Below are 12783 nucleotides of genomic sequence, written 5' to 3'. Positions count from 1 at the left end.
CCCCCCGCATAGCCGGTGGCGCCGGTGACCCCCACCGTCCACGTCTGGTCCATGCTCACACGGAGTGACAGTAGTTGATTCGTGCACTAACACGCATCCACCTGCTCGTCGGGACATCTTGGCTGATCAATAGGAAGGCTGTTCGCGCCCGGCTCACTGCCGCGCAACAGCGGCCAGGGATGCCCGCAGGCGTGGTAATCACTCGCCGTAGTCAGACGGTCTCTGCCAGCCGCCGCGGGAGCGAGCGACCACTCGTTGTGACCCGCGAGCGACGAGGACGTCCACCGGAGGCTCGCCAATCGGCACCGGAGCACCGGGCCGGCCTGGTTACGGCAGCGCGCCTACCTCGCGTAGCACGTCGAGGACGTCCGGCAGGTCGTTGAACGCCTCCCGGACGTCGTTCGGGGTCGCAACGGAGTGAGCGTTCGCCGCCAGGTAGTCGGCCAGCGCGGCGTCGAAGGCCTCCGCGCCCGCTCGCGTCCGGGCCTCCACCAGTGCGGCGCCACCGATCGTGTAAACCGTGTCGAAGTACGTGCTGTTGGGCCGCTGGAAGTTCGAGGCCCAGTACAGCATCGAGCCGCCAACTGGCGGCGCCACCTCCACAGGCAGCCGGGTCAAGGACAGCTCGTCGCCGTCGGCCACGGATTGGGCGAATGTCGCGAACGACTCGTCGAGCCAGGGGTGCTGCCCCTGGTCGTTGCCCACCAGACCGTAGAACCACATGTGTGCGAGCTCATGCGTCACCAGTCCGCGTCGGTAGTCCGGGTCCACATCCCCGAACTGGATTGCTCCGGGAAACTCGATGCCGCTCGTCTGGCTAGACAGCACCACGACCCACAGGTCGTCGTACGGGAAGGGACCGAGCAGGTCGATGAGGTCGCGGGTGGACTCCGCAATCTGGTCGAGCCAGTCGTCGGCATCCGCCTGCTCCACCTCACGGTCCAGCCCCACGCGCACGCGGACGCCGTTGATCGTGCGTTCGACCACGTCGAGGTCCCCGACCGCGACAGCCACGTCGCGCACCGCCGGAGCGGAGAACCGGTGGACGGTCGTCCCGTCCGGCCGGTCCTCCGTGCCGCCCGCCTCCCCGGTGCCGAGGACTTCGTATCCGTCCGGCGCGACCACCTCCAGGGAGTCGAGCCGGAAGTCCTCGCTCACGGCCGTCTCGCCGTTGACCGGGACAGCGGGCCCGCGCTGCCATCCACGGCCGCGCTCCCAGGCAAGGAGGGGGAAGGCCGTGGCCAACCAGGCGACCTCTGCGTCGGGCGAGGTCCCGACCCGCTCGTCGACCTCCTCACCCAGCTCCAGGGCGAAGGTCAGCTCGGCAGTGACGGTCTCGCCCGCGTCGACACAGTCAGCCAGCGGGACCTCCACCAGGGTCCCGGCCGGCGTGTCCTGCGAAGCGCCCGCGGCAACGTCCAGGAAAGCCGCGGCGCGGCCGTCGACCCGCACCTGCGACACGGTCAGCAGGGTGCCCTCTTGCGCAGTGACGGGCTTGTTCGGCCACGCCCGGAAGACCAGCTCACAGATTTCCAGGTCCGGGGTGAACTCGACGAGTTCGCGCCCGGCCACTCTCCCGAGGTCCCGGGAAGTTTCGAAGCGCAGGTCCACCACGGGCCGGTCGGGCCACGGCGCGGCACCGTCGTCCACAGCCTCGCGCGACTCGCGGTCGGGGCCGACGTCGTCCGGCGGCGCGGAGGTGCAGCCACCGAGCAGCAGACACGACAGGGCAGCGGTGACCCACCGTCGACCTCTGCGCATCCCGTCCTCGATTGCCGGCGACCGAGCAGTTCCGGCCGCAGCTCCCATTCTGGTGTCCTCGTGACAATCCGCGCTCGCGGCGTCCGCCGATAGGGCGTCGTCAGTGGTCCGGTGCGCCCGATCAGTGTGGGCAGCTACGAGGGGCCGCGCTCGCGACGTTGCTGACGCTCCGTGAGATGTGGACCGCTCGTGCCCGCGCACTCATCGTGCATCCTGGACCCCTGCGCGAGGCATTCCTCGCCACGCTCCCCGCGCGTATCGATGCGCACCCGCTGGGCTGCCACCGCCCGCGCTCGGATCCGGCGGGGCGGGTTCGCCCAGCTGCGGCTGGCCTGCCTGTACGCCTACGAGAAGATGGTCGGCCTGGACCTAGCCGACCTGGCCGACCTGGCCGTGGACGGGTGCACCACCAAGGCGCCCTGCGGCGGCGAGTGCGCGGGTCGCAGCCCGGTCGACCGCGGGAAGGGCGGCCTGAAGCGCTCGCGGCTGGCCAAGGGGGGCTGACGCCCGTAGCCCCTTGATGACGAGGCGGTCATCTGACATCGGCAGGTGACGAGGTTCGCCTGGGGCGGAGGTTGCAGATGGGACAACTGTGCGCTCTCCGTTACATGACGGATGCGGAGAGCATGTGCCAACCTCGGGTGGTCACACCGCGATCACAGTTCGTCGCCATGGGCGAGCGACCAGCCGAAGGAATCACTCGTGCGCACTTCCCTCTCCACCGTCGTCCGCCACGGGGGCGTCCTAGCGGCCGTCGCCCTTGTCTGCCTGACCACCGCATGTCGTCCGGCCCAATTGGGGGTCGACGCCACCGGCACGCCCGGCCGGCCCGATGTCGCCGGTGAGAGCCAGGAAGAGGAGCAGCCGCCCATCGGGGTGGTCGGCGCCGACGCCGACGCGGTCGTCGTCCCCGAGGACGAGGTCCCCCTCGTGCCGGCCCCGCCGCCCGTGGCCGATGAGCCGCCCACGGCTGACGCCACCAGGGTCGCCGAGCAGCCCGCCGACGATCCGGGCGGATCGGTGACGTCGCCGGCACCGACCGAGGTCGCGACCGACCCCCCGCAGGGGGCGGCGGGCGCGCACCCGGGACGCCGGCACGAGAAGTCCGCGTCGCGTCGGCCGGCCCCCGACTCCGCCCGCGGGCCCGCCGCGACCCAGACACCGGAGGCGCCCGGCGTGTCCGACGCCGCGGCCAGCTCATCCGGCGGAGCGAGTGGCGTCTTCTCCGATCAGCCGCGGCAGTCCTTCGCAGCCCGTAGCGGGCACACTGGCCGGTACCTGCTGTACGCCGGCGGCATCGATCCGGCACAGCCGGTAGGACTGGTCGTCTACGTCGACGGGACCGGCGAGCACGGCGTCGACAACCCGGATTCCTCGTATGCGCTCGGCGGGTCGACCGGGCTGGTCGCCACCGCCCGAGCACGGAACATGATGACGCTCGCCGTGGAGAGCCCGAACCAGTCCTGCGAGTGCTGGCACACCGGCGACACGAGCGGATACGCCGATTTCCTCGCCGAGTTGATCGAGGCCCAGCTCGCCGCTTACCCGGTCGCCGAGGTGTGGCTGTCCGGTTTCTCCTCCGGCGCGCAGGAGGTCACGCGGTTCCTGGTGCCGCGGCACCCGGAGCTGCTGCGCCACGGAGGGGGCTGGGTGCTGTTCGGCGGCGGCGGCCCGCCGGCCGACGGCGGCGCGGCGGTGACCACGGCGACCATGGCCGGGGTTCGCGGCCACTGGTACACGGGCACGGCTGACACGGCAGTCCCGCTGACCGCGTCGTGGGGGGCCCAAGCCGGGGAACGCTTCTATGCCGCCCGTGGCGTCATCACCTCTCACGAGTTCCCGGCCGGTGTCGGCCACGCCCTCGACGGCCGACTGGGCCGGACCGTGGGGCAGCTGATCGACGCGTCGTGACCACGACGAGGGGGCTCCCGCGCGGACGAGCGTCCACCATCCCGCCGGAGCAGCTGGCTCCCGCCGCGGTCAGCCCACGCGTCGCGCCCCCCGGCCGACCTGCAGCACCCGGTCGACCAGATCCTGCGTAAGGTCCGCGCCGACATCGGCGGGGACCGGGAGTCCGCTGGCGAGGTACCAGTCGGGCGAGGCCTCGGGGTGCGGTCCTACGACGCCGACAGCTCCGAGGCCGAACGGCGCGACGACAGCGGCGGGCAGTCCGTTGTCGTAGGTGGCCAACACCTCAGCCGGACCCCGGCTCGAGTCGAGGTCGTACCACGGACCGTCCTGGAAGTACAGCTGGTGTCGGCGACCGTTCCAGGTCACCGACACCAGGCTGTCGCCGTCGTGTCTTGGCCGGGCCCCGGGCGACGAGATGAAACGGTCGGTGTCCCCGGGCAGAAGGCCGAATCCGGGGGTATCGCCGGCGAGGTAGCCACCCAGGCAGAAGCCCAGGTAGGCACCGCCGGACCGGACGAACTCTCGAACCGCCGCGCGCGAGTGCTTCAGCTTCCGGTACGCCTTCCGCAGGCGACCGCCACCCGGCTGGGCGTAGAGCCGGGCGCCCGCGAGGACGCCCGGCTCCAGCGGCAGCCGCTCACGCGGTCCCACGTAGCGGACCTCGAGGTTCCATCGGCTTCGGGTCAACGCGGCCGCCACGGCCTCAGGACAGCCCGGGGTCGAAGCCGGACCGCGGTACACCAGCGCCAGGTCCGCGGGCAGGGGAAGGTCAGGAGCCACCGACGCCGCCGTCCGGCGGGCTGGTCTCGGCCGCACGCGGCGAGTCGATCACCGATTGCACCCTGCGGCGCACCGCGCCGGCGGCCTGGGCGACGATCTCCTCCAGAGGTCCCCGCGCGTAGTAACTGCTCCACACCAGCGCGAAAGCGACGACGAGGACGGTATGGGCGAGCAGCCCCGCCACGCCCTCTGGTGACGACGGCCAGCTGAGCAGCAGCACGTGCAGGGAGAAGAGGGTCAAACTCATACTTCCCGCGGCGGCCAGCGGCCGCAGGAGCGCGGTGGTGGCGCGGCCGACGAGGATAGCGACCCCGATGACGATCAGCGAGATACCGGTGGTGGAGGCCAGGTCCAGCGGCGTGGTGGAGTGCGGGACCATCGTGGCCAGCCACCATGCGGTGTCGGTCGGCGTCGTCCCCGTCCACCCGACCGCCATGACCTCGGCCCACCGGTCCGAGGTCATGGACCGGCTCGCGACCGCCGCCAGCTCGGCGCGGCCGCCGAAGACGTCCATCAGGATCCAGGAAACCGTCCGAGAGACCACGACGAGTCCGGCACCGGTCAGGGCAACGAGCGTGACCGTGCGCCGTGACGTCAGCAACGCGCGCCCGACGGCCAGACCGGCGCAGAGGTAGGCCATCCACGGCAGCGCTGGGTACACGCCGGTCAACGCGAGGTCTCGCAGCACCCGTGCCGGATGGTCGAGCAGCTCGCTGAACGTGAGATTCGGAACGATCAGCGCTGCCTCCGTACCGGCCCTCAGCACGTGGCTGAGGATCGGCATGCCTACCGCGATAACCGCAGCCAGTGCCACGAGCGCGCGGCTGGACAGGCTGAGCAGCGGGATGGCGAACGCGAAAAGCAAGGCGTAATAGGGCAGGATCACCGCAGCGAGGTCGGCGGCCACCACGGAGCCCAGCAGCAGCCCGACCACACCGATGAGCAGCGCCCGGACCAGCAACCCGGCGGCGTGCCCCGGCCAGGTCCGCCCGGTCGGCCGCTGACGACGGCCGGTGGTGAACGCGACACCGACGCCGGCCAGCACCGCGAACAGGGCTGCCGACTTGCCGGCAGCGAGCGTCCAGGCCAGCGATGGGCTCCCGTCGTCCGCGATGGGGTCGATGAGGTGGACCGCCATCATGCCGAGAAGCGCGACGCCGCGAGCGGCGTCGATGCCGATCATGCGCCCACTCGACCGCTGGGACGGCGCGGTGCTCGACGGGGTGCCGGAGACGTCGCCGGGCCGGACCTGCTCGCAGGCGTGAGAGAGGGGCTGGCTCCCTGTCGGCGGAGCGCCCGGCGCCGTCGACGTCTCGCTCGAGAGCTCCCGCAGACCGTTGCGGGGTCCCCGCGTGCTAGCCATCATCGCCGCCCTGCCCTCGCGCCCGTGGGCACCCGGTGCCGGCCGCGCGCGAGTGGAGCCGTCGGCGCCCTTCCGACCTTCTGCGCCGGGATGCCGTACCATGTGGTCTCCGCCGGGAGTACCTCGCCCTTCATGGCCAGCGACAGTGCGGCCAGCGTGGCGTCCTGCTCCACGACGGAGCCGTACAGGACGACGGCCTTGTCGCCGATGCTGGCACGGTCGCAGAGGGTCACGTAGTCCATCTTCATGACGCGGTCCTCGAACAGGTGGGTCTGCAGCGACGCGTTCGCACCCACCGAGGCGTCGTCCCCGATGGCCACCAGGTCGAACTCGGTGAGGTAGGTCGTGTCGATCAGCGTCCGCCGGCCGACCCGGGCGCCGAACAGCCGCAGTGCCGGGCCGAGCAGCGGTGTGCCGGTGAGGAAGGTGAGCAGGGCCGGCACCGCTGCGGCCTCGTAGATGCCGGTGACGAACTCCGACCGGCGGACGAAGCCGCTCCACAGCGGTCGCACCCGTGGCCGGTACCGGCCAACCACCAACCACTTGACGGCTGCCACCACGGCCACCACCAGGACGCTGGAGGCCAGGGCGACCAGCGGGGCGAGCAGGACCGTGACCACCGTGTTCCAGGAGACCGCCATTGCGGAGAGCCCGTAGAGCGTGGCGAACGTCGCGGTGGCGAGCAGGGAGCTCGGCAGGACGATGCGGAGGAACTCGATCGCGTACCGGGCACGGACCCGCCGCCGCGACGGCGCGTATGTCTCGGCCTCGGTGAATTCCTCGAACACCTCCCGGCGGGGCAGGAAGAAGGGCGGGGACCCCAGCCAGGACGTGTTCGGCTCGGTCCCGGCGGTCGGGGGTACCGAGCGGACACCGATCAGCGAGCCTTCGCCCAGGTGCGAGCCCGACGGAACGAAGGCGGCGTTGCCGACGAAGGCCCGCGAGCCGATCTCGGTCCTCCGGAAGGCGACGTGCCCGTTGGCGTAGGTGGCGCTGCCCACGCTGGCCATGTCAGCCACGAAGCTGCCGTCGCCCACGGTGAGCAGGTCGGGGTCGATGTTGGCGATCGTGGACACCTCGGCGCCCTTGCCGACCTTCGTCCCCATGGCCCGCAGCCACAGCGGCGTGTACAGCGTCGAGTACATGGTGTTGTTGAACAGCAGGCTCAATTCGAGCAGCTTGTCGCCCAGCCACTTCTCCAGGCCCAGCTGCGAGCGGAGGTGGTGCACACCCTCGGGAGTCTCGGGCAGCACCAGGCGTCGGGCGCCGAGGACGAGGGCGCAGGAGGCGGCCACGAACAGCGGTCCGGACAGGACGGTGACCAGCAGGCCGGCTGCCGTCCCGAAGGCGAGCAGGGCCCACCACACGGCCACCACCACCGGTAGCAAGATGAGGAAGGGCATCAGTTCGAGCAGCAGGAGGCCACCGGCGAAGCCGGCCAGGAGGCGTCCGGACCAGGTGCGGGGCGCGTCGTCGCACCCGGCCATGAGCTCGACGACGGGGTCCATGACCTCAGGCGCTGGCTTTGCCGGAGACCCCGACCAGGTCTCCTCGGCCGGGACGACCCGCTGCGACGGCAGCAGCGACTGGTCACCAAGGATGGCGTTCTCGCCGACCTCGGAATTGCACTCCAGCACGCTCTCCGACCCCACGACCGCACCGGCACCGATGGTGACGGGGCCTATCGTCAGGACGCCCTCCGCGATGCGGTGGGTGTGCAGCTGCGTGCCGTAGCCAACCGTCGCGCCGCGCTGCACCCGCAGCAGTGAGGGCAGCGAAATGCTCGCCGTCCCGATGTGGCACTCGTCATCGATTCGCGCACCGGCCATCCGCAGATAGGTCACCGCCCACGGCGAGCCGCTGAGGACGGAGAGCGGGGAGATCGACATCAGCTTCTGCAGGGTCCAGACCCGGAGGTGCATGCCACCCCAGAGTGGGTGGTCACCGGCTCCGAGGCCCCGCGCCAGCAGCCGCGCGCCGGCAACCGGAAGGACCCAACGGGCCAGCAGGTAGACCGACGGCAGCGCGACAGCGAGCTGCGCGAGCAGTGCGGCCGAGGGCTGACCGCCGTTGAGCCCGTAGAGGACGCCGACGGGGAGCAGGAAGGCCAGGACGACCGCGTACAGCACCGACACCTGGGCCGTCCCGAAGGCGAGGACCCGCCGCCGGGACGGCGCAGCCGGCCGGGGTCCGTGCGGCTCGAGCGTCACGATGTCGTCCGTCGTGCCGCCCGTCCCGTCCTCGAGAAAGGCGGCCAGCTCGCGGACCGTGGGGTGCCGGTAGAAGTCCAGGATGGACAGCCCCGTGCCCAGGTCGCTCTCCCGCATCCTGGACACGACGTTGGCCGCGACGAGGGAGTGCCCGCCCAGCGCCTCGAAGAAATTGGCCTCCACGGAGACCGCACCCACCGGCAGGCGGAGCATCTCCTCCCACATGCCGGCGATCCATGCCTCCCCCGGGGTCGCCGGCGGCTCGTGCTCCCGGTCGGTGCGGATCAGCCGCGGCCGGGTGGGCGCGGGAAGCCGGCCACGGTCGGCCTTGCCGCTGGGCAGCATCGGGATCGACGACACCACGTCGAGGAACGACGGCACCATGTACGGCGGCATCTGGGCGACCAGTTGCTCGTGCAACTGCGCCACAACCTCGTCGGCCGAACCGTCGCTGCGCAGCATGACGTATCCGGCGAGGTCCCCTCCGGTGTCCTGCGACGACAGAAGCGTGACGACGGCACCGGTCACCTGATCATGCTCGAGGAGCACGCTTTCGATCTCCTGCAGGTCCACGCGGTGGCCGCGCACCTTGACCTCGCTGTCAGCGCGACCCAGATACTCCAGTTCCCCGTCGGGGAGGAACCGGCCGAGGTCCCCGGTGCGGTAGATGCGTTCGCCCGGGATTCCACGCGGATCGGGGATGAAGCGGTCGGCGGTGAGGTCGGGCCGGTTCACGTAACCGCGCGCGACCCCGGGACCGCCGACGCAGATCTCCCCGACCTCACCTGCAGGGACCGGCCTGCGCTCGTCGTCGAGCAGGGTGACCCGATAAGTGGGAAGGGGATGGCCGATCGTGACCGGCCTGCCGGGCCGGAGCTCGGCCATGGTGCAGGTCACGGTCGTCTCGGTGGGCCCGTAGGTGTTCAGGATCCGGCGGCCGGGGCCCCAGCGGTCGACCAGCTCGCGGGGGCAGGCCTCGCCGCCGACATTCACCGTGCGGATCAGCGGAAGTGTGCGGTCCAGTGTGGCCAGCACGGTGGGGACGCAGTAGATCATCGTGATCTCGTTGTCCTCGAGGAAGTCGGCCAGACCCGACCCGACCCGGCGGCCGTCCGTCGGGCCGGCCACGAGCGTCGCCCCGACGGCCCAGGTGGGCCAGATCTCCTCGATGGAGAAGTCGAAGGCGATCGTCATGCCCTGGTACACGCGGTCGGTCGGCTCGACGCCGTACAGGGACGGCACGATGCCGATGAAGTTGCAGATGCTCGACTGCTTGATCTCGACGCCCTTGGGTCGACCGCTGGAGCCCGAGGTGTAGATGATGTAGCAGACCGGGTCCCCGTCGGACTCGATGCCGGGCCGGGCGCTCGACTGCATCGCGAGCTCGGGACCCAACTCGTCCAGGTAAAGGCTTTCGCAGGGCAAGGCGGCGCAGGACGCGGCGAACGACGTGTGCGTGACGAGCAGACCCAGCGAGGAGTCGTCGGCGATGTACTGCAGCCGCTCGGCCGGCGCCTCCGGGTCGATGGGGACGAACGTCGCCTCGGTCTTCGTGACCGCCAGCAGGGCCAGGTAGGTGCTCACCGAACGGTGGAGGAGGATCCCGACCCGGACACCGGCGCGCGCACCGCGGGCCATCAACAGGTTCGCCAGCCGGTTCGCGCGCTGGTCGAGGTCGGCGTAGGAGAGGTGCTCGCCTTCGACCTCGAGGGCGGTGGCCGACGGCCGGCTGTCGCAGGTCCGTTCGAAGTACCGGCTCAGCCGAGTGCACCCAGCACGCTGGCCGGACATCTCGGCCGCGAAGTTGTCGTGCAGGCGGAAGGAAATAGTGGTGTTGTCGTGTACCTGGTGGGACGTAACAGCCGACTCGGACGAATCCTCGGCATCTCCCGCGAATGTCGAGAAAAAATCCCAGCCATTGCTATGCGTTGCCATGAACTCACTTTCTGTAACCCTGTCTGACCAAGCTTCCCGAGGCTAGAGACAATCTGACTGCGCGCAAGGCGTTGGCGCCCGGCGCAGGACAGCCGACGGTTCATACCAATCGTCATCACGGGGGATGACGGGAATGTCTCGCATGGTGACAACGGCGCGAACGATCCACCGTCGTATCACAAGCCGCTGTCGACCTCTGACGCAGGGGCGCGACCTGTCCGAGAGCGACCGTCGACGTCGGGAACGAGCAGGAGGTGACGTGAGATGAGCCGAAATTCACCCGTTCGTGGGCCGCTGGTCCTCGTCGCGCACCCCGCCGCGGTGCTCGAACAGTGGGACGAGAACATCTTGACGGCGAGCGAGCGACGGCGCGGTGCCGCCCTGGCCCACCGGGCCGACCGTGAGGCCTACGTCGCGGCGCACCTACTGGTCCGGCACTGCGCGGCAGCTCTGACCGGCCGGATCCCCGGCACTGTAGAGCTGGTGCAGCGATGCTCCGAGTGCGGGTCGACGGAGCATGGCAAGCCGTCGATCGCCGGCGTGCCCGACCTGCACGTCAGCCTCGCGCACACCCGCGGTGCCGTGGTCGCGGGCGCAGGCTGGCAGCCGATCGGCGTCGACGTGGAGGGCTCCTCCGGCCTGGATGCCGACCCAGCCGTTCTGGCTTACGCCCTGACCACCGCCGAGACCTCCCGGGTGCGGTCCGCACCCGAGCCGTCCGTCGCCTTCCTCCGGCATTGGGTGCGCAAAGAGTGCCTGGTCAAGGTCGGCGCCGTCACGCTCGACGAGCTGGCGCGCGTCGAACTCGAGCTCGCGACGGAGCGGGCAGCGAGCGATGGGCGGACACTGAGTCGGTTTGGTTCCCTGCACCTCGTCGACTGGTTCGACCGAGACCTGGACGCTGTTGTCGCGGCCGCAGCCGAATCACCGCCCTTGGTGGACGCCTTCCCGCCTCAGGGGCCCGGCGAAGTTGCCCTGCGGGCAGGTGGCCTGCGGCGACGCGGGGCCTGACCTCGTGAGGGCGGGTACGCGTGGTCTCGTCGAAGGGTGAGAGTGCTGACCCACTCGTCAGACCGTGAGCCCGTACTCGCGATGGCATCTCCCCTGCCGTCATGGTCGGCCACCAGGCGCCGGTGGCGCTGCCTGCTGATCCGCCCATCCACCTCACTGCCTCGCTGGTCGCCGACCTCGACGGTGGCGCACGGCGGGCCAGGAGCGGCCGGTCTTGGTCTTCACGATGCACATCAGCAGCAGCGCCAGCCGGCAGAGCAACACGTGGGCACGGATGCGGTGCTGGAGCCGGTGGTAGACCGAGCGGAGCGCCAGGTGGGTCTTCGGTCCCGCCAGCCGCGTTCGACGGCGACGAGTTGCTGGTCGTCCAGGGCGATGTCCTCGGCCGACCTGGTCGGGTCGGAGCAGCGCTGCAGGTCCTTGCCGTCCGGCGCCCGTCCAGCGCCCAGGTCGCCCCAGCGCGACCGACGATCGGAATTCGAGCCCGAGCCGGCGCCGGCCGGCGGGTGCTGGCCAGCCCGGCGGCCGGGTCCAGCAGCCGGCGCAGCGAGGCGATCAGCCGCTCGATCGCGGCCGGTCGAGTGCGTCCTCGCGGCCGAAGGCGTGCACCACCTGCATCTTCGCCGCGCCGGCCGCCGAGTCCCAGCGGTCGTGCACCATCTGCAGGTAGCGCACCGGCACGCCGGCCGTGTTTCGGCGGGTCGACGTGGGCCCGAACACGTCATCGGACGCGGGCGACACATCCGCAGGCAGTCAACGTGCGCGTGACCAGCTCCACTACCAGACAGAATCGCGCTCCGCCCCAACTGCCTCGCCCACGACCGGGGCGAACGCCGACCCCGCCACCGGAACGCCCGCTCAGCTGCTAGGGCCTGTCCTGGCGATCTTTCAGGGGTGTGATTCAGGCTGGTCGGATGATCGGCCGGCATGAGCTCACCGATGCGGCCTGGGCAAGGATCGAGCCGCTGTTGCCCACGACCGGGCACCGCGGTGGCCGGTGGCGCGATCACCGGCAGGTGATCAACGCGATTCTGTGGCAGGCCAAGACCGGCGTGCCCTGGCGGGATCTGCCCGAACGGTATGGCCCGTGGAAGACCGCGCACGAGCGGCTGCGGAAGTGGACCGCCGATGGCACCTGGGAACGGATCCTCGCCGAGGTGGTCGTCAAGGACGACGCGGTCGGCACGGTGGAATGGACCTTCAGCGTCGACTCCAGCTCGGTCCGGGCACACCAGCACGCCGCCGGAGCACGGAAAAAGGGGGCTGCAGCGAACCGGTCGAAGCCCTCGCCGTCGACGGCGAGGCCCTCGGACGCTCCCGCGGCGGACTGACCTGCAAGCTGCACCTGGCCGTCGATGGCCGCGGGCTCCCGATGGCCATTCTGCTCACCGCCGGTCAGGCCGGAGACAATCCGCAGCTGCTGCCGCTGCTCGAGGAGGTGTCCGTCGCCCGGGTCGGGCCCGGCCGGCCGCGGCAGCGCCCGGACCGGGTGATCGCCGACAAGGCGTACTCCCATCCCTCCACCCGGCAGGCGCTGCGCCGCCGGCACATCGCCTTCACCAGCCCCGAACGCAGCGATCAGATCGCCCGCCGCAAGGCCAAAGGCGCAGCCGGCGGCCGACCACCGGTCTGTGACCCCGCCATCTACGCAGGACGCAACGTCGTCGAACGCTGCTTCGCCCGGCTCAAGCAGTTCCGCGCCCTGGCCACGCGCTACGCCAAACGCGCCGCCTACTACCGGGCTCTGCTCCTCATCGCCGCCACGGTCCTTTGGCTCCGCGAAGATCCACAGGACACGCCCTAGACCCGACG

General features: G+C 70.8%; 7 protein-coding genes and 2 pseudogenes. 4 read left to right on the top strand and 5 right to left on the bottom strand.

Translation table 11 applies throughout. The annotated features are described in order from the left end of the window. Window positions 1-327: 327 nt before the first annotated feature. Window positions 328-1809: a M1 family aminopeptidase gene (locus OF117_RS15065; RefSeq protein ID WP_263553656.1), complete on the bottom strand. Its 1482-nt coding sequence runs from the start codon at window positions 1807-1809 to the stop codon at window positions 328-330. 141 nt (window positions 1810-1950) lie between these two features. Here OF117_RS15065 and OF117_RS15060 point away from each other — a divergent pair. Further along, window positions 1951-2259: pseudogene (locus OF117_RS15060) on the top strand (IS5/IS1182 family transposase); the annotation flags it as partial. A gap of 204 nt (window positions 2260-2463) precedes the next feature. Then, complete coding sequence (locus OF117_RS15055; RefSeq protein ID WP_263553655.1) at window positions 2464-3672, top strand: hypothetical protein; 1209 nt, start codon at window positions 2464-2466, stop codon at window positions 3670-3672. A 69-nt stretch (window positions 3673-3741) separates the two neighbouring features. Here OF117_RS15055 and OF117_RS15050 read toward each other — a convergent pair whose 3' ends face one another. The 3 genes from OF117_RS15050 to OF117_RS15040 form a co-directional block, all read right to left on the bottom strand. After that, window positions 3742-4413 (bottom strand): BPL-N domain-containing protein, encoded by a 672-nt coding sequence (locus OF117_RS15050; RefSeq protein ID WP_263553659.1) that lies wholly within the window; start codon window positions 4411-4413, stop codon window positions 3742-3744. 28 nt (window positions 4414-4441) lie between these two features. Then, entirely contained in the window at window positions 4442-5635 is a 1194-nt protein-coding gene (locus OF117_RS15045; protein ID WP_263553654.1) for a DUF1624 domain-containing protein, read from the bottom strand. A gap of 179 nt (window positions 5636-5814) precedes the next feature. Beyond that, entirely contained in the window at window positions 5815-9960 is a 4146-nt protein-coding gene (locus tag OF117_RS15040; RefSeq protein ID WP_263553653.1) for a Pls/PosA family non-ribosomal peptide synthetase, read from the bottom strand. A gap of 264 nt (window positions 9961-10224) precedes the next feature. Between OF117_RS15040 and OF117_RS15035 the strand changes: the two genes are divergently transcribed. After that, window positions 10225-10971 (top strand): 4'-phosphopantetheinyl transferase family protein, encoded by a 747-nt coding sequence (locus OF117_RS15035; RefSeq protein ID WP_263553652.1) that lies wholly within the window; start codon window positions 10225-10227, stop codon window positions 10969-10971. Between the two features lie 555 nt (window positions 10972-11526). Here the strand turns inward: OF117_RS15035 and OF117_RS15030 are convergent. Next, window positions 11527-11691: a hypothetical protein gene (locus OF117_RS15030; RefSeq protein ID WP_263553651.1), complete on the bottom strand. Its 165-nt coding sequence runs from the start codon at window positions 11689-11691 to the stop codon at window positions 11527-11529. A 194-nt stretch (window positions 11692-11885) separates the two neighbouring features. Between OF117_RS15030 and OF117_RS15025 the strand changes: the two are divergent. Then, window positions 11886-12775, top strand: a pseudogene (locus OF117_RS15025) (IS5 family transposase). Window positions 12776-12783: the final 8 nt, after the last annotated feature.

Origin of the sequence: Geodermatophilus sp. YIM 151500 (genome assembly GCF_025716945.1) — a bacterium.
GTDB lineage: Bacteria > Actinomycetota > Actinomycetes > Mycobacteriales > Geodermatophilaceae > YIM-151500.
The sequence above is the reverse complement of the archived record's forward strand: the minus strand, read 5'-3'. Positions and strand labels throughout refer to the sequence as shown.

Excerpts from the sequence above, each read along its gene's own strand:
- OF117_RS15065 (WP_263553656.1), bottom strand. The coding sequence starts at position 1,809 with ATGGGAGCTGCGGCCGGAACTGCTCGGTCGCCGGCAATCGAGGACGGG.
- OF117_RS15045 (WP_263553654.1), bottom strand. The coding sequence starts at position 5,635 with ATGATCGGCATCGACGCCGCTCGCGGCGTCGCGCTTCTCGGCATGATG.
- OF117_RS15040 (WP_263553653.1), bottom strand. The coding sequence starts at position 9,960 with ATGGCAACGCATAGCAATGGCTGGGATTTTTTCTCGACATTCGCGGGA.
- OF117_RS15035 (WP_263553652.1), top strand. The coding sequence starts at position 10,225 with ATGAGCCGAAATTCACCCGTTCGTGGGCCGCTGGTCCTCGTCGCGCAC.